Genomic DNA, 22,842 nt, shown 5'->3' on the forward strand with positions numbered 1-22,842 from the left:
TGATTTTTTCGCTAGTACAAAAAGAAAAGGTTGGAAATTTCCCAACCTTTTAATCATGTTTAGTTTTTAGGTTTGCGAAGCAATCCGAACAAGATACCACTTACGACTGCACCGATCAATACGAACAAGATGTAAAGAAGTGGGTTTGATGTAAGAGCGATAACGAAGATTCCTCCGTGAGGAGCCATGAGTTTCAAGCCTGCAAGACCAACAAGAGCACCTGTCAATGCTGAGCCTGCGATGAAGCTAGGGATGGCACGAGCTGGGTCAGCTGCACCGAAAGGAATGGCACCTTCTGTGATGAAGGAAAGACCCATGACAATGTTTGTCAAACCAGAATCGCGTTCTTCTTGTGTGAATTTATCTTTAAACAATACAGTTGCTACGAATACTGCCAATGGAGGAACCATACCAGCTGCCATAACAGCTGCCATAACAATAGAACCACCTGAAGCAACAGATTCAGCAAGTGTACCTGTAGCGAAGACATAAGCGGCTTTGTTAACTGGTCCACCCATATCTACAGCCATCATACCGCCGACGAGAAGTCCAAGAAGGACAGCTGAGCTACCTGACAAGCTTGAAAGGAAGTTGTTAAGACCAGTATTAATAGCAGCCATTGGAATATTGATGAGGAACATCAAGAATCCTGTCAAACCAACACCAAGCAATGGCAAGAGAAGGATTGAACGGATACCATCGAGTGAACGTGGAAGACCTGCAAGGGCTTTGCGAAGTAAGAGAACAACTCCACCTGCAAGGAAACCACCTACCAAAGCTCCAAGGAAACCTGATGATACGGCTGCTGGTAATTCACCTTTAGCAGCACCGTAGGCGATATTTCCAAATGCTGACCCTGAGCTAGCAATAGATCCAGCGATAAACCCTGCTACAAAACCAGGTTTTTCAGCGATTGAGAATCCAATGTAACCTGCAAGTACAGGAAGCATGAAGCCAAAGGCTACACCACCAATTGTTTTAAATTGTGCTGCTAATACATGATAAGAACCAAGACTAGACAATTGATCTTGAGGAACACCAAGAACTTGGTCAATCAAGAAGGCTAGGGCGATCAAGATACCACCACCGATAACGAATGGAAGCATTTGAGAAACCCCACTCATCAAGTGTTTGTAGAAGGCTCCACCCAAGCTCGATTTTTCTTGGCTAGCGCTAGCTTGGGCAGCATTTTCAGCGTGGAAGACATCTGCTTTGCCGTCCAAGATGGTTTGGATCAATTCTTCTGTCTGACGGATACCAGCTGCGACTGGTTTAGAGATCAATTTTTTGCCATCGAAACGAGCGGTTTCAACTGCTTTATCAGCTGCAATAATGACCCCTTCAGCTTTTGCGATTTCTTCAGCTGTCAAGCGGTTGCCGACACCAGATGCCCCGTTGGTTTCAACGCGGACCGTAACACCCATTTCTTCCCCTTTTTTGATGAGGGCTTCTTCTGCCATGTAAGTGTGGGCGATACCTGTTGTACATGCTGTAACAGCAACGATGAGAGGTTTGTCAGATGAAGCTGCTTCTTTGACCGCTTCTGCTTTTTTCGCTTCTTCAGCTGCAGCTTCTTGCTCTTCTGCATCAAAGGCTGCAATCACTTGATCAGGAGTGCTTGCTTGGCGAAGTTTGTCTGCAAAACCTGGTTTCATCAAGTACTTAGACAATTCAGCTAGGGCTGCCAAGTGAGTGTCGTTTGCTCCTTCTGGAGCTGCGATCATGAAGAACAAGTCTGTTGGTTGGCCATCCAGTGAAGCGTAGTCCACACCCTTGTTTGATTTTGCAAACAAGACTGTAGCTTCTTTAACTGCTTCATTTTTGCTGTGGGGCATGGCAATTCCGTCACCCAAACCAGTTGAAGTTTGTGCTTCACGGTTCATGATTCCAGCCTTGAAGGTGTCAAAATCTGTCACCACACCATTGTCAACGAGCGATTGGACCATCTCATTGATCACGCCCTCTTTATCTGTTGCTTGAAGGTCAAACAACATCACGTTTTTATTTAAAACGTCTTGAATTTTCATAGTTTTTCTACCTCTACTTTTTCATAAGTTTCTTTTATATAGTCAGCTGTCGCCAAGTCATCTGAGAAGGTGGTTGCTGTGCCACAAGCCACGCCCCATTTGAAGGCTTCGATGACATCTCCTGTTGTTGCGAGCTTCCCAGTGAAGCCAGCTACCATGGAATCTCCAGCCCCAACAGAGTTCTTCACTTGACCTTTGATTGGTTTTGCGAAGTAAGTACCGTTTGGACTGACAAGGAGAGCACCATCACCCGCCATGGAAATAATGACGTTTTGTGCACCCTTGGCCAAAATCTCTTTAGCATAACGTTCAATTTCTGGCAATTCCGTCAAGGTAACGCCAAAGATATCTCCCAATTCATGGTTGTTTGGTTTGACCAATTGGGGATTGAACTCCAAGGAATCAATCAAGGTTTGCCCTTCAAAGTCGCAAACCACTTGCGCACCTGTCGCACGAGTTGCTGCGATCAATTGTTTGTAAACGCCATTCCCAAGTGAAGATGGGGCAGATCCTGCAAAGACTACCACATCATCTGTTGTTAAGCTCGATAAGATGTTGAGCAATTCTTGCAACTGCGCTTCCGTCACTTCTGGGCCATTCCCATTGATCTCTGTTTCCTCATCAGCCTTGATCTTGACATTGATCCGGGTATCTTGGTCCACTGTCACAAAGTTGGTGGAAATGGCTTCGCTAGTCAGTACGTCTTCGATGAAGCGTCCTGTGAAACCACCGATAAATCCAGTCGCTGTGTTCTCGATATCGAGACGTTTCAAGACACGACTGACATTGATCCCTTTACCACCGGCGAATTTATCTTCCGAAGCCATCCGATTGACCGCCCCTGTCTCTACATGATCGAGTCGAACAATATAGTCAATGGCTGGATTCAGTGTTACTGTATAAATCAAACCTCTATAACCTCCGTTTTTTCTTTTAAAACCTTTAATCGTTGCGGATCACATTGATTGGTGATAATCATGGCTCGCTTGATAGGAGCCACTTTGACAAAGGATGTCACACCAATTTTCGAATCATCCGCTAAGATATAGGTTTTTTTCGCATTTTCGATAATCGCACGCTTGACAGATCCTTCTTCCAGGTCTGGAGTGCTGTAAAATTCATCATCGATTCCATTCATTCCAAGAAAGGCTTTGTCAAAGTTCAACTGACCGATCTGATTGAGCGCGATCCCTCCGATACTAGCATCTGTAGAAGATTTTACCTTCCCACCGATGATGACTGTTGGAACATTTCGCTCGACCAACTTGGTCGCATGGTGAATCGAGTTGGTCACCACGGTTACCGTTGGATTGACAATTTCTTGTACCAACAATTCATTGGTCGTCCCAGCATCGATAAAGATCACGTCATGATCTTTGATCAATTCCGCCGCTTTTACCGCGATCTTTGACTTAACTTGAATGTTTTTGATAGATTTTTCTTTATTGCTTTCTTCCTCTTGAAGAAAATGCAGGCTTTCCGCACCGCCGTGAACCCGGCGAAGTTTACTTTCAGCTTCTAATTCATCCAAGTCACGACGAACCGTTGATTCAGACGTCCCTAGCTCTTGTACAAGGGTTTCTAAGGAAACAAACTTTTCCTTCAGTACCTTCTCGAGGATGAATTGTTTTCGTTCAGACTTAAGCATTTCTCCTCCTTTTGCAATCGATTACAAGGACTATTATACTCCATCTCCAAAAAATGTCAACACTTTTTATCATTTTCTGTCATTTTCTTTCAAGAATTCTAAAAGTGTACGAAAAAAAGAGCAGGACAGAACTCATTTTGTTAAGCGAGTTCTTTTCCCACCCTCATATATCTTCTTTGAGGATTTTAAGCAATAAAGTGTCTAAGCATCCACTCTATCTTCGGTATGTCTTAATCATTTTTTGAAGATTGTTTCTTTTTCTTGAAACCAAACAATCCAGCAAGTAGCCCGACGGCAACACCTGTTGTTGCTACTGCATATTTGGAAGAATCTTTACTTGCCACAGCTTGGCTGTTTTCTTTTTTGGGTTTGATTTCTTCTACTTTAGCTTCTTGTTTTGGAGCTGGAGTAGCTTTTGGTGCTTGCACTTGCGGACTATTGGTACCTGTTGGAAGAACTGTTGGTCTATCCGAAAAAGTAGTTGGATTGCTTGAGCGGATATCCATTGGCATATCTGCTGCTTCTAAAATAGCTGGATCCATTCGTGACGCTAGATCTTCATATTGAGAATTCAACAGTTCCACGACACTGTGATAAGATTGAAGAGTAGTGAATTCGGCTTCTAATTTTTCTTTTTTATTTTCTAAATTAGCCACCGCAGCTGATAAAACTGATTGGGCTTTGACCAATAATTCTGGAGCATTTTTAAAGTCAGAAAGACGTTTTTCAGCAGCAACCAAGCGTTCTTGCGCTGCCTTCAAGCCCTCATGCGCTTCTTGAACGACTTGGGCTTTTTCTGCTTCTTCTGCTTTTAAAAGATCTAATTTCTCACGCGCAGCTGCTAACAAATCTTTCGCTTTTTGAAGCGCTGCTTCTTTTGGTTGGATAGCTGCTTCAATCCGACCTCGAGATACATCAAGAGTCGCTTTTGCTTTTTCAACTGCATGATCCTTGCTGACAAGAAGAATTTTGTAGTTTTGGATGGTCTTTTGCACATTGGCCATCTCTACTTCTACATTTGAATTAGTATGGCGGGCATCTTCTAATTTGCCTTGCAAGATAATGATTTGGGACTCTTGATTGGCCTTGTCCAGCTTGAGGTTAGCGACTTCATCAGATTTTGCTTTGACATCTGATCTTGTCGTTGTAGCACCAGCTCCCTGACGCAATTGGTAAGCAAGTGCATTGGTTGACACTGCTGAGGTAACTGGACTGTGTAAGAAAGCCGCTTCTGACATGGCATTACTTGGGTCATAAGCCACTGATAATGCCGTTGCTTTGTTGTCTACCATTTGGAGGTAGTGACCAACCTTAGCAAAGGCCTCAGCCCCAATCTTCATATAGATGTCATTGGCATCGATTTGTGTTTCGTCTGTCGGTAGACCATATTGAGTTGCTACTTCTTGGTAAGCCGCTTTTTCATTGTACCAAAAGTCTACTGCACCAGCAGGTGAGAAACCATAAGCAATGTTTTCGTTTGGCAAATACTTAAACATATGCCAGTTAGCCTTTTTGAAGTATTCTAACTGAACTTGACTGGCAGGAAGGGAATAAGGATCCAGCTCCAATTCAGGCAAACCTGCATTGCGACGATAGCTATTAATGGCATCCGCAATTTCAAGAGCTCGAAGATTGGCTTGCAAGGATCCAGACTCTCCAACCGTCAAGCCATCTTCTTCACGACCACGCTTGTAAAGGGCTAAAGCACTTGCTGCAGCTTCATTGCCATTGTCAGCTAAGTGTTGCAAATAACCTTCATAAGTCGCTTGACTCAACTGAACAGGGCTGTTCGCTGCCGCTTGTTCTATGGCAGCCAATTCTGCTTCCTTGGTTGCGATGACCGCTTTCAAATCTGTCAGACGTGTTTGAGCCAGTTGAATATCGCTCTCAATTTGAGCCACTGTATCTGAGCCAGTTTGCTGACTCGCTTGCAAGGTCGCAAGGTAATTCTGAGATTCTCGGATACTTTGCTCGACTTGACTTTGCTCTAACAAGGCCTGGTTTAGCACATTCTCATCATTAGAAATCGGCGCTTTTGCTTGGTTCAATTCATTTTGTGCTACATCGACCAAAGATTCCTGAGCAGTAACCTGATTTTCTTGTTGACGAACAGCCTCTACGACTTGGTCATGTGCAGCTTCTGCTTCTCGAACCTTATTTTCTTCGATGGTCACATAGGCTTGCGCCACCTTAACGTCATTTTCTGCGTTCTGAACTTGTGCATTCGAAGTCGTTGCGATAAGGTTTTCCGCCTCCGTCACTTCAGCTTTCTTTTCTTCCAGCTCTTGCCCAGCCACCTTGACTTCCGTTTGAGCATCGATCACTTTTTGCTCTTGGTAGTGGACATCTTTCACCACTTGCCCTTTTTGAGCTGTGATTTGCTTCAACTCATCAACTGTAATTGGTTTTTCGACTACTTCCGTGCTGTTGGTTTCTGGATTTTCATTTTGCTTTACCTCTTCGGCATTTGCCTTGTGATGAAACATACCAGATAGGACTGTTGTTGCAGCAATCCCCGTCGTGAAAACCGATTTTCCTAATTTCTTTCCCATTAAACTCACCCCCAAAACTGAATCCTTTTCTTGAAGTTTCTCTACCCCATAGCATACCACATTTTGTTACCAATAACTAGTAGGTTTAAAAAGTTTTTTTCATAAAATTTTGAGGCAAAAGAAAAACAGCTAAGGCTGTTAATCTTCTTCCTGAATTTGCTTTAACATTTTCTCTTCTTCTGCTGTCAATTCATAGTTTTCTAGCAGGTCTGGACGACGCTCCACGGTCTTTTTCAAACTCTGATAGAGGCGCCATTGACGGATATTTTCATGGTGACCACTCATGAGGACATCTGGAACCGTCATCCCTCTGAATTCATAAGGCCGGGTGTATTGAGGATATTCTAGAAGCCCAGACGAAAAACTATCATCCTGGTGGCTGGACTCTTTCCCAATTACCTCTGGAATCAAGCGCACCGTCGCATCAATCATAGTCATGGCCGCTAGCTCACCGCCCGTCAGGACATAATCGCCAAGAGAAATCTCATCCGTCACCAAAGTCTTGATCCGCTCGTCATAGCCCTCATAGTGACCACAGATAAAGATCAATTCTTCTTCCTGAGCCAATTCTTCTGCATAAGATTGATCAAAGGTCCGACCAGCAGGATCCAGCAAGATCACGCGTGGATTCTTCTTCTCAATGGCATCAAAGGCATCGAAAATTGGTTGCGCTCGTAGAAGCATGCCCTGCCCGCCACCATAGGGTTCATCGTCCACATGGCGCGCCCTCTCCGCATTTTCACGGAAATTATGGTAGTTGATCTCGAGAAGTCCCTTTTCACGCGCTTTGCCGACGATGGAATGCTCAAGGGGAGAAAACATCTCTGGAAAGAGGGTTAAAATATCAATCTTCATCGTCTAACCCTTCTAAGATGTCTACATCCACCCGGTTTCCTGGGATATCAATATTGAGGACTACTGGTGGGATATAAGGCAAGAGAAGATCACGTTTGCCTTTGCGTTTCACGACCCAGACATCATTGGCACCTGGTTGCAGGATTTCCTTGATCTGACCGATCAATTGGTCATTTTCGTAAACATCAAGGCCGATGATCTCATGGTAATAAAACTCACCCTCATCTAAATCCGTCAAGTCTTCTTCTGCAACCTTGAGGCTAAAGCCCTTGAACTTTTCAATGGCATTAATATGGTACATATCCTTGAACTTGATGATATCGAAGTTCTTGTGCTTGCGATGACTAGCAATGGTCACCGTTTGGACAAAACGATCCTTCTCATCAAAGAGAGCCAACTCTGCTCCTTTTTTAAAGCGTTCTTCCGCAAAGTCTGTCACAGACAAGACCCGCATTTCTCCTTGTAAGCCTTGGGTATTGACAATTTTCCCAACATTAAAATAATTCATTTTATTCTTTACATTCCTCTTTTAATTAGTTTATCTCTACAAGTCCTTAATAATAGTTGCAATTTTTTCCGACTCTGACCACTGTAGATAGTGGTGATTTCCACCTAGAATGAGTCTTGTTTTAGTACTCCAATATTCTGAATCTCTGTACTCTTTTTCTCTATACGCCTGACAAAATATGAAAATAGGAATATTATCTGCTAAGGACAAACTATCAAAATCTTCAGCAGTAATATTTACAGATATCTGAAAACCATGAACTTGCGTTTCCAACTCTAATCCCTTTGCTTCCATCAATTCCCAAATCAGTCTATCAGTTTCAAGGTCAAATGCTGCTTGAGTTAATCCCTTGAAATAATTTTCAGGCCCACATTCTTCAATCATCCTCATTTGATCTTCCATTTCTGGATAAGGATTTTTGGAAAAATCAGCAAACATTATATTTTTCGTTGTCGGTTCAAGTGCTATCAATGCTTGACACTTAATTGGTTTACTCATCAACTTTAAAGCCAAAACACCACCTAAACTATGAACACATAGTATATAATCAGAAATTCCCAATCCTTTCAGAATTTTGTATACCGTATCAACCAGATTGTCCAAATTAAGTCCTGTCTGATTATGAATAGAACTCCTTCCTGTATTTGGAAAATCAATTGTAAGGTAGCCCATTGAAGAAGGAAGTTTTTCAAGTATTGGTAGAAAATTTTCATAAGTTGGAATCAAACCAGCACCATTTAAACAAACTAGTACTCTATTTCTCTTTTTATAAGTAACAGAGAGACAACCAATCTTTGTAGTTACTTCAAATCGGTTCATATCAAAACCACTCATTCTATACAATAATTCACTAAATATTCTTATGTTTATTTTATCACGTTCAAGGTATTTTCTCAAATGGACTTATCTGCTAGAAACTGCTCCAAATCCCGCTCGTGCTGGTATTTAACTGCTGCTGTTTTATCTTTTTCAAAGATGGTTTTAGTAAGGTCGATCTCATTGATAGCAGCGATGGCAACCGTATAGTGAATGATATCAGCGAGCTCTTTAGCCAATTCCTCATTCGAATCCTGAACACCTGCTTTACGTCCAGAACGTCCATTTAAGACTTCAGCTACTTCCCCAACCTCTTCAACCAGTTTGATAAACAGCCCTTCTTCAGTTCTGGTGTCCTGGTAATGTTCTTTTAAATAGGCTTGTAATTGCTGAATGGTCACTTCTTTCATTCCTTCTCCTTTCAACAAAAAAACGGGACCAAGTCCCGCCTTTTTATTTTTCGTCAATAACGATTCTTACTTTTTTATCTTCAGTTGGGACAGAGTAGACAATCGTTCTTATCGCAGAAATGGTGCGACCTTTTCGACCGATTACACGACCAACATCGCTAGGATCAAGGTCAAGATGGTACTCCAAAAATTCAGGAGTATCTTCGATCTTGATGGTTAAAGCATCCGGTTGTGAAATCAAGGGTTTCACAATTGCAATAATGAGATTTTCAATCGTATCCATACATCAACCTACTTAAAAAATTATTTTGAGAATTTAGAATCGTGGAATTTCTTCATAACACCAGCTTTTGAAAGGATGTTGCGAACTGTATCTGAAGGTTGAGCTCCATCAGCCAACCATGCAAGAACGCGGTCTTCTTTCAAAGTTACTTGGTTTTCTTCAACAAGTGGATTGTAAGTTCCAACTGTTTCGATGAAACGTCCATCACGTGGTGAACGTGAATCTGCTACGTTGATACGGTAGTAAGGTTTTTTCTTAGAACCCATACGAGTCAAACGAATTTTAACTGCCATTTTTATAAGTCTCTTTTCTATATTTTAATTTTTCGGTGAAATAGACAAGCTATTTAGCACATGATCTATTATAACACATTTCATCAACCTGTCAAGAAAAAAACTTGACAGTATTTAATTTTTTTATTTTATCAGTAAATCGGCGATTTCTTGATAGTTGCTAACGGTATAAGTCGGCACTACTTGGCTGGTATTTTCCTTGTGATCTGGATTATACCAGACGGTATCAATCCCCGCAGCATGGCCTCCTGCGATATCCGCTGTCAAGGAATCACCGATCATAAGGGTCTCTTCCTTGCTAAAACCTGGAATCAGTTGACCAACTTTGTCAAAAAATGCAGGTTCTGGTTTCTGAGTGTGAAGCTGTTCAGAGATAAAGACCTCTTTAAAATAAGGTGCGATGGTAGAATGAGCTAAGCGTCCTTCTTGAATGGCGGTCACTCCATTCGTTGCGCCATAGAGCTGGTAACCAGCTTTTTCAAGTCGGGCCAGTAAGTCCTCTGCCCCCGGGAAAGACTGCCCTTGAAGACTGATGTAATCTTGGTAGCGAAGAGCCATCTCAGCCCCGTCAACCGTGATCCCAAAGTGGGCAAACCCAATCGCAAACCGACTGTCTACGAGCTCTTGTTTAGTGAGCTTCTTTTGTTCCAAATCCTTCCAGAGCCCTTGGTTCATAGGTTTGTAGTAATCTTTAAAGGCCTTTACATCTGGAAAATTCATGTCTTCTAACATCTGCGTCAAGGCTGTTTCTTCAGCAGATTCAAAATCCAACAAGGTATGGTCCAAATCAAAAAGTAAAAATTTATATGCCATTACAAACGATCTTTCAATTTTTCTACAAATAAATAAGCTGCTGGGCAGGTGAGCGTATTTTTGATGGTCAGATGGTTGATCTGATAGATCTTCTTGCGATCGGTGTGAGGGAATTCCCGACAAGCTTTCGGCCGAACATCGTAGATGGAACAGAGATTGTCGCCACCAAGGAAGGGGCAAGGCATGGATTTAAAAACCTTGTCCCCATCTTCATCGACTTGAAGAAATTCCGCCTCAAAGGCAGGAAGCTTCATCTTGAAATATTTGGCGATGCGTGTGATATCCGCTTCCTTAAAATCAGGCCCTAAGGTTTTGCAGCAATTGGCACAAGCCGTACAATCGATTTCTTGGAAAACTTCATCGTGAATTTCTTGCGCTAGTTTATCTAAATTCTTAGGTGGCTTCTTCTTGAGATTTGCCAATACCTTGCGGTGCTCCTTTTGCTTTTGGAGAGCTAACTGATGGTATTTTTCAATATCAATTTCCTGTGTCATCCTCTATTTCCTCTTCTAAACAATAGAAAGATTATACCACAAAGACTCTAAAAAAAGATAGATCCTGAGATCTATCTCACTTCATCAATCCGTTACGGCACCTGTTCCATCCAGACTCCAAGTGTCTTCGATGTATGGGATAAAGGTTTTCAAGGTTTCTGCATCTCCTTCAAAAGAAATGGTATAAACTTTTTCACCCTTCTGGAAGATCCAAGTAATCAGGTATTGACCAGATTTCATGACAATTTGAAGCTGGTAAGCGTCCAGACCTGCGACTTTAGTCCGCGCTCCCGTCATCTTATCAACATCCTGGTTATCTTGCCACATAACGGCCAGTTTCTTGGCTAGAAATTCAGCATTAAATTCAATATCAGCAGGAACTTTTGCTTTTTCCCGCGTAAAGCTGTTCAAGGTGACAATGTTATAGCCACTCCCATCCGTATACTGGATAGCTTCTGTCCCATCGATATCCGTGAACTTGATCCATTTACTTGGAATATCGATGAACCCATAATCTGCATTTCCAATCCGCTTGGTTTCTTGATTGGTAGTACTTTTCTTTGTAGAGGTAGTATCCTTTGACGAAGAACTACTTGTTTTCTTTTCGACTTTGCTGCTACTTTCTTTTGTAGAAGAAGCTGCTGTATCCTTTTTAGTGGTGTGACTACAGGCCATTAGTGTGCAGGCAGAAAAAATCGTAAGGGATGCGACTAGTAATTTGTGTTTCATGCTCAACCTCCTTGAGAACGTTTTCTGTCCTCTAGTCTACCATAAATGCAGGTATTTTAAAATAGGATACGTGTCACATCTGATCAAACCTTTCAAATTCAGTTCATTTCTTTTAAACCTAAAACAAAAGGCTGGGACAAAAGTCCTAGCCTTTTAATTGTTTTTGGATTGTCGAGCAAGACGCAGTGGTTGAGTGGGCTCTACTACGCTGATTTCATCAGCTTTTACAGCCCTACTCAACTGTGCGGAGGTGGGACGACGAAATCGAATTCTAACGAATTACCGATTTCTGTCCCACTCTCTAATTGTTATTCTTCATCCATTGACAATACGGATAAGAAGGCTTCCTGTGGCACTTCTACCGAACCGATGGCTTTCATCCGTTTCTTCCCGGCTTTTTGTTTTTCAAGAAGCTTGCGTTTCCGTGAGACGTCTCCACCATAACACTTGGCCAAGACGTTCTTACGAAGAGCCTTGATATCTGTACGGGCCACAATCTTATGAGCGATAGCTGCTTGGATAGGCACTTCAAACTGTTGACGAGGGATAATCTTCTTAAGCTTCTCAACGATCAACTTACCACGTTCATAAGCAAAGTCCTTGTGAACGATAAAGCTGAGGGCGTCCACAGTATCGCCATTGAGAAGGATATCCATTTTGACCAATTTAGAAGGACGGTATTCAGACAACTCATAGTCAAAGCTCGCATAGCCACGAGTAGAGGATTTCAATTTATCAAAGAAATCAAAGACAATTTCCGCCAGTGGGATTTGATAGATGACATTAACTCGATTTTCATCGATGTAGTCCATAGTCACAAAGTCCCCCCGTTTGCGTTGTGCCAATTCCATGACAGCTCCGACAAACTCTTGTGGCACCATGATTTGTGCTTTGACATAAGGTTCTTCGATTGAAGCGATCTTGGTTGGATCTGGGAACTCAGATGGGTTAGACACATCTAGTGCTTCGCCATCTGTCAAATTAACCTTGTAGATAACAGACGGTGCTGTCATGATCAAGTCAATATTGAACTCACGCTCTAAGCGTTCCTGGATAACATCCATGTGAAGTAGTCCCAAGAAACCACAACGGAAACCAAAACCAAGGGCTTGAGAAGTTTCCGGCTCAAATTGAAGACTGGCGTCATTCAATTGCAACTTCTCTAAAGCTTCACGAAGATCGTTGTATTTGTTGGATTCGATCGGATAAAGACCAGCAAAGACCATTGGGTTCATCTGCTTGTAACCATGAAGAGGCTCACTTGCTGGATTGGTAGCCAAGGTCACCGTATCCCCGACACGAGTATCTGCAACGGTCTTGATAGAGGCTGCAATATAACCAACGTCTCCAGTTGCAAGGAAATCACGTCCAACCGCTTTAGGAGTAAAGATCCCAACCTCAGTGACATCAAAGGTTTTTCCATTGCTCATGAGCTGGATCTTATCACCTGGTTTCACCATCCCGTTAACAACCCGTACCTGAAGGATCACCCCACGATAGGCGTCATAGACGGAATCAAAGATCAAAGCTTGAAGTGGAGCTTCAACATCACCTGTCGGAGCAGGAACTTTCTCAACGATCTGCTCCAAAATCTCTTCAATCCCAATACCAGCCTTGGCAGAGGCTAGGACTGCCTCACTGGCATCCAGGCCAATGACATCTTCTACTTCTGTACGCACACGTTCTGGATCCGCAGCTGGTAGGTCAATTTTATTAATAACTGGCAGAATCTCCAAATCGTTGTCCAAAGCAAGGTAAACATTGGCTAGAGTCTGGGCTTCAATCCCTTGAGCCGCATCTACTACGAGAATGGCACCCTCACAGGCAGCCAGCGAACGTGAAACCTCATAAGTAAAGTCAACGTGCCCCGGTGTGTCAATCAAGTGGAAGATATAGGTTTCCCCATCTTTAGCCGTGTAGTTCAACTCGATGGCATTGAGCTTGATGGTAATCCCACGTTCCCGTTCCAGGTCCATGCTATCTAGGAGTTGGGCTTGCATCTCCCGACTAGACACGGTTTCGGTTTTTTCTAAAATTCGATCGGCCAAGGTTGACTTTCCGTGGTCAATATGGGCGATGATCGAGAAGTTCCGAATCTTCTCTTGTCGTTTTTTTAATTCTTCAAAATTTGGCATAATCATCTTCCTAGTAAATTTAATCGTACTCTTCATTATAACAAAAAAGATAGGCCTTTGCCTATCTTAATCCATTATTTTCAAAAATCGCTTCTGCGTTTTATTTCCCTCATAACCTATGCGTTCGTAAAAGATATGGGCTTCTTTTCGATGAGATGCAGAATTTAAACGGATAAAAGCAGAATGCTTGCTTTGGGCAAGTTCTTCAACTCGCTCCATCAATTGGCGACCAATCCCATGTCCTTGAGCAGAAGGGAAAACCGCTAGACCTAAAATATTTAGACCGGCGTCACTATAAAGACTTTCATAAACCTCTGCTTCAACATAACCAAGAATATGGCCTGTTTGGTCCTCTTCGTAAACAAAACAAAAGTGACCCGAGTCTGGCAGATTGAATTTTTCAATCTGACCCGCCACTTTCTCAAGGGTCGAATCATACCCCAATGCTTGGTGACACAAATCTCGAATTTGACCTGCATCTTTGACTTGAACGCTACGAATCATACCCCAACCTCCATGAATTCTTTGATTTTATCTTAGACCTTTTTCCTCAGAAAGTAAAGGAAAATTAAATAAAATTTCCATTAGAAATCCGATTTATATCAAATTAATCTTTTTTCACATTTATCACGGATTTCTATTTACTTTTTCGATTTAATTCATTATAATAGAAAAGGTAAATACAAGGAGGTGAGTACGTTGGCCAGAGGTCGTGGAAAAGCAAGTCCTCAAGACAAAGAGGCATTACGGATTATATCGGAAAAGATCAGAGAATTACTGAAAGAACAAGGAAAAAAGCAGATCGAATTATCTCGTATTACTGGAATTCCTGCTAGCACCTTGACTGGATATGTAAAAGGAACTTCTCTCCCCGTTCCTGAAAATTTGGAGAAGATTGCTGCCTTTTTTCAGGTAGCAATTGCTGAAATTGACCCTCGATTACGAAATGATTTTGTGGTCATTGATTCAGAGATTGAGAGATTGTATAAACAGCTCGATGAGGGAAATCAAGAAAATCTTCTTTCTTATGGAAAAAGTCTCTTGACCCATCAGAAAGAGAAACAGAAGATTGAAAAGCAATACCACTCTTATTCTGTCTATGATTCTTTTGCATCTTATCAAAATCAGAAACAAGCTGATATCGTCTGGTTTGATCAAAAGATCCCTTACGATTTGGCTTTTTGGATTCATACGGATTCCCTAGAGCCCAAATATGAAAAAGGAGCTGTTGTGTTAGTCAAGCAAACCTACTACGATCAGGCAGGGGCTATTTATGCCATTGATTTTGACGGGCAAACTTTGATCAAACGCGTCTTTCGTGAGGCCAACGGTATTCGACTGGTTTCCCTCAATAAGAAATATAGTGATCAGATCATTCCACTGGATGAGGAACCTGGAGTGATTGGTAAGGTTATAGATGGCTTTGTTCCTCTTGATTTGGAGGAGATCAAATGATTCAATTAATCGCGATTGACTTGGACGGAACTCTCTTGCATGAAGATAAGTCGCTGTCTAAAGGCAATATCGAAGCTCTTCATAAGGCCCATCAAGCTGGCTATGATATTGTGATCTGTACGGGACGTCCCTTAGCGGGTGTCCGTCCCATCTTTGAAGAGATTGGTCTTCCGGATGGCAACTACTATATGATTATCAATAACGGCTGTACAACTTTGTCTACTAAGAATTGGGAAATCATTGGCAAGGAAGAATTAAGTCTCGAGGACATGCACCGGTTGCATGTTTTGACGAAAGATTCAGACGTCCAGCTGACCTTATTCGACATGGATCATTACCTAGTAGTCGCACCGGAAGCCAGTGAACTGGTTACGATGGATGCCGGCATCGTGAATAGTAAACCGACACCTGTCTCAGAAAAGGATCTGCCCAACCTTGTCCCTATTTTTCAAGCTATGTACGTAGGAGATCCTTCTGCTATTGATGCCTTTCAAGCTCAGCACGAGACAGCATTAGAAACCGATTTTAACACTGTTCGTTCACAGGATATCTTATTTGAAATCCTTCCAAAAGGTGCGAGCAAGGCATCTGCTCTTCAAGCATTGAGCCAAACATTAGGCTACAGCAGAGACCAGGTTATGGCTCTTGGAGATGCCAATAATGACCTTGAGATGCTTCGTTTTGCTGGCTATAGCGTCGCTATGGGAAATGGAAATGCTGCTGTCAAGGAGATAGCTGACTTCATCACCTTGACCAATGATGAGGATGGTGTGGCCCATGCTATTCACAAATTAATTGAAACTGAAAAAGGAGAATGATTATGAAATACGCAAATCTGTTGGACCGTTTTATTACCTATGTAAAGGTCAACACACGTTCAGACGAAAACTCTACAACCACTCCAAGTACCCAATCACAAGTTGATTTTGCAACAAACGTCTTGATCCCTGAAATGAAACGCGTGGGCCTTCAAAACGTCTACTATTTACCAAACGGCTATGCTATTGGAACACTTCCAGCCAATGATCCAAGCTTTACACGCAAGATTGGATTTATTTCTCACATGGATACCGCTGACTTCAATGCCGAAAATGTCAATCCTCAAATCGTTGAGAATTATGATGGGGGTGTTATTGCCCTTGGGGACTCTGGTTTCACACTGGATCCAGCCGATTTTGCCCATTTGAACAACTACAAGGGACAAACCTTGATCACGACTGACGGTACTACCCTTCTGGGTGCAGATGATAAGTCAGGTATCGCTGAAATCATGACAGCTATTGAATACCTGACAGCTCATCCTGAAATCAAACATGGAGAAATCCGTGTCGGCTTTGGTCCCGATGAAGAAATTGGAGTCGGTGCAGATCAATTTGATGCAGAGGATTTTGATGTAGACTTTGCCTATACTGTTGATGGTGGTCCTCTCGGAGAGCTTCAATACGAAACCTTCTCAGCAGCTGGGGCTGAAATTACCTTCAAAGGACGCAATGTCCACCCAGGTACAGCCAAAGGTCAAATGATCAACGCTCTTCAATTGGCCATTGATTTCCATAACAAACTCCCTGAAGGAGCACGTCCAGAATTAACCGAAGGCTATGAAGGCTTCTACCACTTGATGAATATTGATGGAACTGTCGAGGAAGCAAGTGCCAGCTACATCATTCGGGACTTTGAAACTGAAAGCTTTGAGAAACGCAAAGACCTTATGAAATCTATTGCCGATCAGATGAATGCGGAGCTCGGTAGCGAACGCGTTCTCCTCACCCTCAAAGATCAGTATTACAACATGAAGCAAGTGATTGAAAAAGATATGACACCAATCACCCTTGCTAAGGAAGTCATGGAAGATCTTGGAATCACTCCAATCATTGAACCTATTCGCGGTGGTACAGATGGATCTAAAATTTCCTTTATGGGGATTCCAACACCAAATATCTTTGCCGGTGGTGAAAATATGCATGGTCGCTTTGAATACGTAAGCCTCCAAACCATGGAACGCGCAGTTGATACCATTATCGGTATTGTGACCAAAAAATAAGAAACAAAAAAGGATTCGGATAGATTGTCCGGATCCTTTATTGTAGATTAGAAAGCTTGACAATTTCTTTGACCTGATCAATGGTCTGAATCAGGCGAAGGCTTGTCTCATTGATAGAAAGATAATAGACTTTATCTGCCAAAGATTCTGTAAAAGGACGATTCGTGAGTAAGATCACCTGTTGTCCTTTTTCTTTCAGCTCTTTCACCTGCTTTCTCACCTTTTGGTAAAAACGCTCATCGCAGATTTCTAGATCATCCACCAAGACACAAGCAGCGTCCAAACCCAATGATTCATTGGTTTCGTTTTGGGTCAGATAATAGGATGCGCCCGCTTTGACCTCATATAAGCCAGCTGATGGCTCAACCGGAAGGAAGGCTGGACCGGTTGCAACTTCTGCTTCTTTTTCCATTGCTACAAGATTGGCTAGGACCTGCAAATAGACAGGTGCTAATTTACTCAAATCCAAGAGTTCCTCAAACTCAAAACCACGTTTCAAAGCTTCTAAGATATAGAAGAGCCGGTGGGGCATATGACGAGCAATTTTCTGGATTAATTCATCATCGCTCATTTCCTCAGGAAGGATGGTCAGCAAGTTCTTGTCTTTAATGGTTTCTAGGGCTTGTTGATAAGCTTCATCGATTCTCTTTCCAAATCCATAAACTGCCCCATAAGAGTGAATTTGGGTATTGAGGCGGGCATTTTTAGCAACATCAGAAAAAATCGGGATCTTAAAGAAGATATAGTCCAAACTCGGTTCGTAAACGGCCCTTAAATCCTTTAATAAGGGATGAGGCAAATGCTCGAGAGAGCGCCCCAATTGCAGCTGCACGCCTTGCTCAAACAAGGAATAGCCCAAGCCCATAGAGGCCATCGAGATACTATCTGAAGCAAATGGATTAACTTCTAGGATATAAAAAGCATAGCTCGTCGGATCCAAAGCAAACTTGATCGAAATGGCTCCTGTCAGCTTCAAATAGCGACTGATGTGGATCGCTGCTTCACGAAGATTTTGAAACTCCCGGTCTGTCAGGGTGACCGCTGGCATAAATTGATAAGAGTCACTAGAGTGGATCCCGACAGGATCAATGCTTTCAATAGAGGCCGCCAGATAGTGATTGTCTTCACGATCGCGCATGACTACAAAATCCAATTCCTTAAAGCCATAGGTCGAAAACTCTAGCAAACACTGCTGACTTGGAGAGACCGAAAGTCCCGTTTCTACTGCTTCGCACAAGTCATCTAGATTATGAGCAATCTTTCGCCCCTGCCCTTGCTTACTCGCTACCGGCCAGATCATAATGGGAAATTGAATGCCTTCAGAAAACTCAATGGCTTCTCGAACAGAACCAACCAGTGCGGAAGCGGGTACCTGGTAGCCCAACTCTTGAAAGAGGCGTCGTTGATCCGCCTGCTGATAAAAGGTGCGGTAGCGTTGAAGGCTCGGTCCGATAATTCTAATCGATGCGTCTTTGAAAAATCCAGTTTCTTCCAATCGAAACAAGAGGTTCAAAATCTGTTTATCCGCAAAGGTTAGGAGCAAGCGAGATCGAGTATAAGAAAGAAGAATCGTCCTAAGAGCATCCAGCTTAAGCTTACTGACTACAACCTGTTTTCCAGCTTCTTGGGTGATAGTATTTTCTTCGCCCAGATAAAGGACCAGAGCATTCCCATCCTTGGCATTAAGTTTTTGTGCTTCCTTTACCGCAGCCAAGAGGCTAATATCCTGATAAGAATCTCCACATAGGAGAAGCAATTTCTGGTTTTCTTTCATCATTCCTTCTCCCTTCTACTTTCGTGAATTTTGGCATCAATCAATTCTAAAAATTCATCGTAAAAATAGAGATTTTCCCTTGGCCCTGGACTCGCATCCACTTGGAATTGAACCCCTAAAATCGGTTGGTAACGATGGCGAAAAGCTTCGATACTATGGTCATTGACGTTTTCATGCGTGACCAATAAATCATGGGGTAGGCTATCGCGTGCGATACTATACAAGTGATTTTGACTCGTTATCTCGATTTTCCCTGTCGCAATTTCACGGACGGGAATATTTAAACCGAAATGCCCAACTTCCATGGGAGCTAGCTCAGCCCCGTAAGCTTGAGCCAATACCTGTGCTCCCAAGCCCATACCCCAGATTGGAATCTGACCATTGAGCTTTTTGATCAAGCGGCAGAGTTTTTTCACCTGATGGGGATCGCCAGGCCCACTGGATAAAATAACGCCATCGGGCTGCTGTTCCATCAGTTCATCATAAGAGATATCATAGGGATAAACTGTCACATTACAGTCCCTTTGACTCAGCTGGCGTAAGACAGAGTGCTTGACCCCTAGATCAATCAAGGCAATACTCTTTCCAAAACCTGGTACAGCATAGGCCGTTTTTGTAGAAACTTGACGCACTTGGTCTTTGGGAAGGACCGTTGCTCGCAACTGATCCAAGATATGCTCGATCGAATCCCCCTTGTTAATGACAGTCGCCTTCATCCGTCCATACTTGCGGACAATTTTTGCCACCTGTCTCGTATCAATCCCTACAATACCAGGGATTTTTTTTCGCTTCAAGAATTCATCCAAGGTCATCTGCTGCCGCCAATTGCTCGGCATCTCCACTAGATGCTGAACGACTACTGCTAAACAAGTGGGCGTAATCGATTCAGAATCATCTCGATTGATCCCTGTTGCGCCAATAACTGGAAAGGTAAAGGAGAGGATCTGGCCACTAAAAGCCTGATCCGTGATCAATTCTTGATAGCCTGTCATGGCTGTCGTAAAGACCAATTCACCAGTCACATATAAGTCTGCACCAAAGGCTTCTCCTTCAAATACAGTCCCATCCTCTAGGACCAATAATCGTTTCATCGAACCCCTCCCTTCTTTTTACACTAATCCAATTTTATCATAGTTCCTCAAAAAAAGGAAAGTCAGATTCCATGTAGCTGTCTACTCTGTCCTCTTTCTTTCCTTTCAATGAATTGTCAGTTATCTTATTTTGCACCGCGACCTTTAAGGACGGCTTCAATGATGGCCATACGGACAAAGACACCGTTGGTCATTTGTTCTACGATGCGTGATTTAGGAGCTTCTACCAAGTGGTCCGCAATTTCAACGTCACGGTTGACTGGTGCTGGGTGCATCAAGATTGCTGTATCTTTCATACGGTCATAACGTTCTTGTGTCAAACCATGAAGACGGTGGTAGTTTTCTTTAGAGAAGAGTGATTCGTAATCATGACGTTCGTGTTGCACACGCAAGAACATCATCACATCTACTTCTTCAATGACTTCATCGATAGTGACGAAGGTTCCATAGTCTTCAAATTCCGCACTTCTCCATTCGTCTGGACCTGCAAAGTAGAGGGTTGCTCCCAAACGTTTCAAGATTTGCATATTTGATTTTGCCACACGTGAGTGATCCAAGTCCCCAGCAATACAAACTTTCAAGCCATCAAAGTGACCGAATTCTTGGTAGATAGTCATCAAATCAAGCAAACTTTGGCTTGGGTGTTGACCTGAACCATCCCCACCATTGACGATAGAGGCTGTGATCGTTGGGCTTTCAACCAATTCTTTGTAGTAGTCCACTTCAGGGTGACGGATGACGCAGACATCTACTCCAAGAGCTGACATGGTTAAGATTGTGTCGTAAAGTGTTTCCCCTTTGTTCACAGAGCTTGTCTTCACATCAAAGTCAAGGAGATCACATCCCAATTTCAACTCTGCCACTTCAAAGGCTTTGTGGGTACGAGTTGAAGGTTCAAAGAAAAGGTTTGAGATGATGTGTTGGTCTTCGTAGGATGCTTTAGCTCCGTTTTTGAACTCAATCCCACGTTTGATCAATGCCATTACTTCTTCATTGGTAAGAGTTTCCATTGAGACAAGGTTTTTAAGAGCGATTTGATTTTCAGACATGTTGATTCTCCTTTTATAATGTGAATGCAAATAGTTTACAATTTGTTTAAGCTTCTTTGATGAGGACGCGGTCTTGACCGTCTAGCTCCACCATCTCGACAATGATTTCCTCTGACTTACTTGTCGGGATATTTTTCCCAACAAAGTCCGGACGAATCGGCAACTCCCGATGCCCACGGTCGACTAGAACCGCCAGACTCACTCGAGCAGGACGACCGTGACTGACCAGATTGTCAATGGCAGCGCGTATTGTGCGACCTGTATAGAGGACATCATCGATCAAAATGACTTCTCTATGAGCGATATCAACTGGTAAGACCGTTGTATCTTCTGTCGCCTTCATGTCATCTCGGAAAGGCTTGGTATCTAGTTCTGCTACAGGGACATCGATTTGTTCCAGCTGAGAGAGGCGTTCTTGGATCCGGCGAGCGATGTAAACGCCACGCGTCTTGATCCCCACCAGCACAATCTGGCTCAAATCTTTGTTTCGTTCAATGATTTCGTAGGTGATGCGGGTAATGGCCCGTTTCATCGTCAAATCATCAACGACTTCTTTGGTTTTCATTCAGTCCTCCTTAGTTGTAAAAGAAAAACCTCCTTTTTCAAGGAGGTTCAGCAAATGAATGGTCTAAGAGGATAGAGTCTCGCTCTATGGTCCTAGCCATTGTTTTTCACAGTCTCCTTGCCTGCCTCACGGGACAGGATTAAAGGATTTATTTAATTGAAATAACTATATCACAGTTTCAAACGACATGCAAGAAAAAACTCAACATTTTTCAAAAAAATTTAAAAACATGACTTTTCATCCGAATAATGTTCGGTTTTTACTAAGAAACAGCCGATTTCCGCTTGATATTTTTAATCCCATAGAGCACATAGCCAGCCAAGAGGTAAGCGATAAAGATGATCACCACCCATTTTCCAACAAAGGCCCAGCCGTATTTATTCACATTGATAAAGAAATAGGCAAAGGGACTATCTTTTGCACCTGGAATTGGCCACTTCAAGACCAACCCATTGAGAAGAGCAAAGAGCATGTAAGCCAGTGGAATCAAGGTCCAAAAGAAAGGATCGAGCTTACGGTATTGCTTGGCTTTATCAATCACTAGGGTATCAAAGAAGAACATCAAAGGAACGATGTAATGACAGAGGAAGTTTTCCAAACGATAAAACTTCTCTGGTGTCGCAAGAGGCGCCAACATAAAGTGGTAGATGACACAGGTAATCATAATGGACATGGTAACTGCGCCTTTCATACGAAGGTAACCCTGAGTCTGGGTCGAACGACCTCGAACCATGCGCCAAACCATGTCTCCCATAAAGAACATGACTAACATGTTGGATAAAATGGTGTAATAGAGCATCATGCCAAAGCCACCATGCTTGGTGAGTTGCAGATAAACGCCAATAACACTTAAGATAAACAATAGAAAACGATAGCTAAATAATAATTTGAATTTCATAGTATTCTCCTGAAAGAAAAGAGGCAAGGCCCTCCTTCTTTTCTTTAGATTTTCTTCACAAATTCTGATTTTAGTTTCATTGCACCAAAGCCATCAATCTTACAATCGATGTTGTGGTCTCCTTCAACGATACGGATGTTTTTCACGCGCGTCCCTTGTTTCAAATCTTTCGGTGCACCCTTAACTTTCAAATCTTTGATCAAAGTCACTGTATCGCCATCAGCCAATTTGTTTCCGTTGGCGTCAATCGCTACGACACCCTCTTCTTCTTCGACCTCAGCTGGGTTCCATTCATACGCACACTCTGGGCACACCAAGAGCGCTCCATCTTCATAGACGTATTCAGAGTTACATTTTGGACAGTTTGGTAAGTTATTCATTTTTATCTCCTTATTCAAATTAACTT

At 42.7% G+C, this 22,842-nt stretch carries 24 protein-coding genes; 3 read left to right on the forward strand and 21 right to left on the reverse strand.

Features of this window, described 5'->3' with window-relative positions; all coding sequences use genetic code 11:
- Positions 1-59: 59 nt before the first annotated feature.
- The 15 genes from TZ97_RS04195 to TZ97_RS04265 form a co-directional block, all read right to left on the reverse strand.
- A complete protein-coding gene (locus TZ97_RS04195; RefSeq protein WP_045759496.1) occupies positions 60-2,027 on the reverse strand; it encodes a PTS fructose transporter subunit IIABC in 1,968 nt (655 codons plus the stop codon).
- Entirely contained in the window at positions 2,024-2,935 is a 912-nt protein-coding gene (gene pfkB, locus TZ97_RS04200) for a 1-phosphofructokinase (protein WP_045759497.1), read from the reverse strand. The genes TZ97_RS04195 and pfkB overlap by 4 nt, the downstream gene beginning before the upstream one ends.
- Positions 2,932-3,675, reverse strand: coding sequence for a DeoR/GlpR family DNA-binding transcription regulator (locus tag TZ97_RS04205; RefSeq protein ID WP_045759498.1), 744 nt, complete (start codon positions 3,673-3,675; stop codon positions 2,932-2,934). Before TZ97_RS04205 ends, pfkB begins: the two co-directional genes overlap by 4 nt.
- Positions 3,676-3,905: 230 nt before the next feature.
- Complete coding sequence (locus TZ97_RS04210; RefSeq protein WP_045759499.1) at positions 3,906-6,227, reverse strand: CAP domain-containing protein; 2,322 nt, start codon at positions 6,225-6,227, stop codon at positions 3,906-3,908.
- A gap of 138 nt (positions 6,228-6,365) precedes the next feature.
- Positions 6,366-7,082, reverse strand: a complete 717-nt coding sequence (gene trmD, locus TZ97_RS04215; RefSeq protein ID WP_045759500.1) for a tRNA (guanosine(37)-N1)-methyltransferase TrmD — start codon at positions 7,080-7,082, stop codon at positions 6,366-6,368.
- Complete coding sequence (gene rimM / locus TZ97_RS04220; protein WP_003016315.1) at positions 7,072-7,590, reverse strand: ribosome maturation factor RimM; 519 nt, start codon at positions 7,588-7,590, stop codon at positions 7,072-7,074. The genes trmD and rimM overlap by 11 nt, the downstream gene beginning before the upstream one ends.
- A gap of 36 nt (positions 7,591-7,626) precedes the next feature.
- A complete protein-coding gene (locus tag TZ97_RS04225; RefSeq protein WP_045760189.1) occupies positions 7,627-8,409 on the reverse strand; it encodes an alpha/beta hydrolase in 783 nt (260 codons plus the stop codon).
- A gap of 74 nt (positions 8,410-8,483) precedes the next feature.
- Positions 8,484-8,816 (reverse strand): MazG nucleotide pyrophosphohydrolase domain-containing protein, encoded by a 333-nt coding sequence (locus TZ97_RS04230; RefSeq protein ID WP_045759501.1) that lies wholly within the window; start codon positions 8,814-8,816, stop codon positions 8,484-8,486.
- Between the two features lie 43 nt (positions 8,817-8,859).
- On the reverse strand, positions 8,860-9,099 hold the full coding sequence (gene kphA, locus TZ97_RS04235; protein ID WP_003001620.1) for an RNA-binding protein KphA: 240 nt from the start codon (positions 9,097-9,099) through the stop codon (positions 8,860-8,862).
- 20 nt (positions 9,100-9,119) lie between these two features.
- A complete protein-coding gene (gene rpsP / locus TZ97_RS04240) occupies positions 9,120-9,392 on the reverse strand; it encodes a 30S ribosomal protein S16 (protein ID WP_003007475.1) in 273 nt (90 codons plus the stop codon).
- Between the two features lie 123 nt (positions 9,393-9,515).
- Positions 9,516-10,205 carry a pyrimidine 5'-nucleotidase PynA gene (pynA, locus tag TZ97_RS04245; RefSeq protein ID WP_045759502.1) on the reverse strand — a complete coding sequence of 230 codons (690 nt, stop codon included), beginning with the start codon at positions 10,203-10,205 and terminating at the stop codon, positions 9,516-9,518.
- Complete coding sequence (locus TZ97_RS04250) at positions 10,205-10,699, reverse strand: YkgJ family cysteine cluster protein (protein ID WP_045759503.1); 495 nt, start codon at positions 10,697-10,699, stop codon at positions 10,205-10,207. Before TZ97_RS04250 ends, pynA begins: the two co-directional genes overlap by 1 nt.
- Positions 10,700-10,783: 84 nt before the next feature.
- Entirely contained in the window at positions 10,784-11,428 is a 645-nt protein-coding gene (locus TZ97_RS04255; protein ID WP_045759504.1) for a hypothetical protein, read from the reverse strand.
- 308 nt (positions 11,429-11,736) lie between these two features.
- Complete coding sequence (lepA, locus tag TZ97_RS04260) at positions 11,737-13,563, reverse strand: translation elongation factor 4 (protein WP_045759505.1); 1,827 nt, start codon at positions 13,561-13,563, stop codon at positions 11,737-11,739.
- A 66-nt stretch (positions 13,564-13,629) separates the two neighbouring features.
- Positions 13,630-14,067 carry a GNAT family N-acetyltransferase gene (locus tag TZ97_RS04265; protein ID WP_045759506.1) on the reverse strand — a complete coding sequence of 146 codons (438 nt, stop codon included), beginning with the start codon at positions 14,065-14,067 and terminating at the stop codon, positions 13,630-13,632.
- A gap of 195 nt (positions 14,068-14,262) precedes the next feature.
- Between TZ97_RS04265 and TZ97_RS04270 the strand changes: the two genes are divergently transcribed.
- Genes TZ97_RS04270 through pepT form a run of 3 tightly spaced genes read left to right on the forward strand, consistent with a single transcriptional unit; the run spans position 14,263 to position 17,059 of the window.
- Positions 14,263-15,018 (forward strand): LexA family transcriptional regulator, encoded by a 756-nt coding sequence (locus TZ97_RS04270; RefSeq protein ID WP_045759507.1) that lies wholly within the window; start codon positions 14,263-14,265, stop codon positions 15,016-15,018.
- Positions 15,015-15,836 (forward strand): Cof-type HAD-IIB family hydrolase, encoded by an 822-nt coding sequence (locus tag TZ97_RS04275; RefSeq protein WP_045759508.1) that lies wholly within the window; start codon positions 15,015-15,017, stop codon positions 15,834-15,836. Before TZ97_RS04270 ends, TZ97_RS04275 begins: the two co-directional genes overlap by 4 nt.
- A 2-nt stretch (positions 15,837-15,838) precedes the next feature.
- On the forward strand, positions 15,839-17,059 hold the full coding sequence (pepT, locus tag TZ97_RS04280) for a peptidase T (protein WP_045759509.1): 1,221 nt from the start codon (positions 15,839-15,841) through the stop codon (positions 17,057-17,059).
- Between the two features lie 37 nt (positions 17,060-17,096).
- Here pepT and TZ97_RS04285 read toward each other — a convergent pair whose 3' ends face one another.
- From TZ97_RS04285 to TZ97_RS04310, 6 genes are all read right to left on the reverse strand, one after another.
- A complete protein-coding gene (locus tag TZ97_RS04285; RefSeq protein WP_045759510.1) occupies positions 17,097-18,836 on the reverse strand; it encodes an ATP-binding protein in 1,740 nt (579 codons plus the stop codon).
- Entirely contained in the window at positions 18,833-19,924 is a 1,092-nt protein-coding gene (locus TZ97_RS04290; RefSeq protein WP_024055662.1) for a carbamoyl phosphate synthase small subunit, read from the reverse strand. The genes TZ97_RS04285 and TZ97_RS04290 overlap by 4 nt, the downstream gene beginning before the upstream one ends.
- Positions 19,925-20,049: 125 nt before the next feature.
- Positions 20,050-20,973: an aspartate carbamoyltransferase catalytic subunit gene (locus tag TZ97_RS04295; protein WP_003007497.1), complete on the reverse strand. Its 924-nt coding sequence runs from the start codon at positions 20,971-20,973 to the stop codon at positions 20,050-20,052.
- A 46-nt stretch (positions 20,974-21,019) separates the two neighbouring features.
- The gene (gene pyrR / locus TZ97_RS04300) at positions 21,020-21,538 is read right to left on the reverse strand and encodes a bifunctional pyr operon transcriptional regulator/uracil phosphoribosyltransferase PyrR (protein WP_003001719.1); all 519 of its coding nucleotides are present in this window, start codon (positions 21,536-21,538) and stop codon (positions 21,020-21,022) included.
- Between the two features lie 262 nt (positions 21,539-21,800).
- On the reverse strand, positions 21,801-22,436 hold the full coding sequence (locus tag TZ97_RS04305; protein WP_045759511.1) for a Pr6Pr family membrane protein: 636 nt from the start codon (positions 22,434-22,436) through the stop codon (positions 21,801-21,803).
- 44 nt (positions 22,437-22,480) lie between these two features.
- The gene (locus TZ97_RS04310; RefSeq protein WP_003016288.1) at positions 22,481-22,816 is read right to left on the reverse strand and encodes a zinc ribbon domain-containing protein YjdM; all 336 of its coding nucleotides are present in this window, start codon (positions 22,814-22,816) and stop codon (positions 22,481-22,483) included.
- Positions 22,817-22,842: the final 26 nt, after the last annotated feature.

Origin of the sequence: Streptococcus parasanguinis (assembly GCF_000963275.1) — a bacterium.
GTDB lineage: Bacteria > Bacillota > Bacilli > Lactobacillales > Streptococcaceae > Streptococcus > Streptococcus parasanguinis_B.

Bases quoted from the DNA above. Each gene is read 5' to 3' on its own strand.
- TZ97_RS04195 (WP_045759496.1), bottom strand. From the start codon at position 2,027: ATGAAAATTCAAGACGTTTTAAATAAAAACGTGATGTTGTTTGACCTT.
- TZ97_RS04205 (WP_045759498.1), bottom strand. From the start codon at position 3,675: ATGCTTAAGTCTGAACGAAAACAATTCATCCTCGAGAAGGTACTGAAG.
- TZ97_RS04210 (WP_045759499.1), bottom strand. From the start codon at position 6,227: ATGGGAAAGAAATTAGGAAAATCGGTTTTCACGACGGGGATTGCTGCA.
- trmD (WP_045759500.1), bottom strand. From the start codon at position 7,082: ATGAAGATTGATATTTTAACCCTCTTTCCAGAGATGTTTTCTCCCCTT.
- rimM (WP_003016315.1), bottom strand. From the start codon at position 7,590: ATGAATTATTTTAATGTTGGGAAAATTGTCAATACCCAAGGCTTACAA.
- TZ97_RS04225 (WP_045760189.1), bottom strand. From the start codon at position 8,409: ATGAACCGATTTGAAGTAACTACAAAGATTGGTTGTCTCTCTGTTACT.
- TZ97_RS04230 (WP_045759501.1), bottom strand. From the start codon at position 8,816: ATGAAAGAAGTGACCATTCAGCAATTACAAGCCTATTTAAAAGAACAT.
- kphA (WP_003001620.1), bottom strand. From the start codon at position 9,099: ATGGATACGATTGAAAATCTCATTATTGCAATTGTGAAACCCTTGATT.
- rpsP (WP_003007475.1), bottom strand. From the start codon at position 9,392: ATGGCAGTTAAAATTCGTTTGACTCGTATGGGTTCTAAGAAAAAACCT.
- pynA (WP_045759502.1), bottom strand. From the start codon at position 10,205: ATGGCATATAAATTTTTACTTTTTGATTTGGACCATACCTTGTTGGAT.
- TZ97_RS04250 (WP_045759503.1), bottom strand. From the start codon at position 10,699: ATGACACAGGAAATTGATATTGAAAAATACCATCAGTTAGCTCTCCAA.
- TZ97_RS04255 (WP_045759504.1), bottom strand. From the start codon at position 11,428: ATGAAACACAAATTACTAGTCGCATCCCTTACGATTTTTTCTGCCTGC.
- lepA (WP_045759505.1), bottom strand. From the start codon at position 13,563: ATGCCAAATTTTGAAGAATTAAAAAAACGACAAGAGAAGATTCGGAAC.
- TZ97_RS04265 (WP_045759506.1), bottom strand. From the start codon at position 14,067: ATGATTCGTAGCGTTCAAGTCAAAGATGCAGGTCAAATTCGAGATTTG.
- TZ97_RS04275 (WP_045759508.1), top strand. From the start codon at position 15,015: ATGATTCAATTAATCGCGATTGACTTGGACGGAACTCTCTTGCATGAA.
- pepT (WP_045759509.1), top strand. From the start codon at position 15,839: ATGAAATACGCAAATCTGTTGGACCGTTTTATTACCTATGTAAAGGTC.
- TZ97_RS04285 (WP_045759510.1), bottom strand. From the start codon at position 18,836: ATGATGAAAGAAAACCAGAAATTGCTTCTCCTATGTGGAGATTCTTAT.
- TZ97_RS04290 (WP_024055662.1), bottom strand. From the start codon at position 19,924: ATGAAACGATTATTGGTCCTAGAGGATGGGACTGTATTTGAAGGAGAA.
- TZ97_RS04295 (WP_003007497.1), bottom strand. From the start codon at position 20,973: ATGTCTGAAAATCAAATCGCTCTTAAAAACCTTGTCTCAATGGAAACT.
- pyrR (WP_003001719.1), bottom strand. From the start codon at position 21,538: ATGAAAACCAAAGAAGTCGTTGATGATTTGACGATGAAACGGGCCATT.
- TZ97_RS04305 (WP_045759511.1), bottom strand. From the start codon at position 22,436: ATGAAATTCAAATTATTATTTAGCTATCGTTTTCTATTGTTTATCTTA.
- TZ97_RS04310 (WP_003016288.1), bottom strand. From the start codon at position 22,816: ATGAATAACTTACCAAACTGTCCAAAATGTAACTCTGAATACGTCTAT.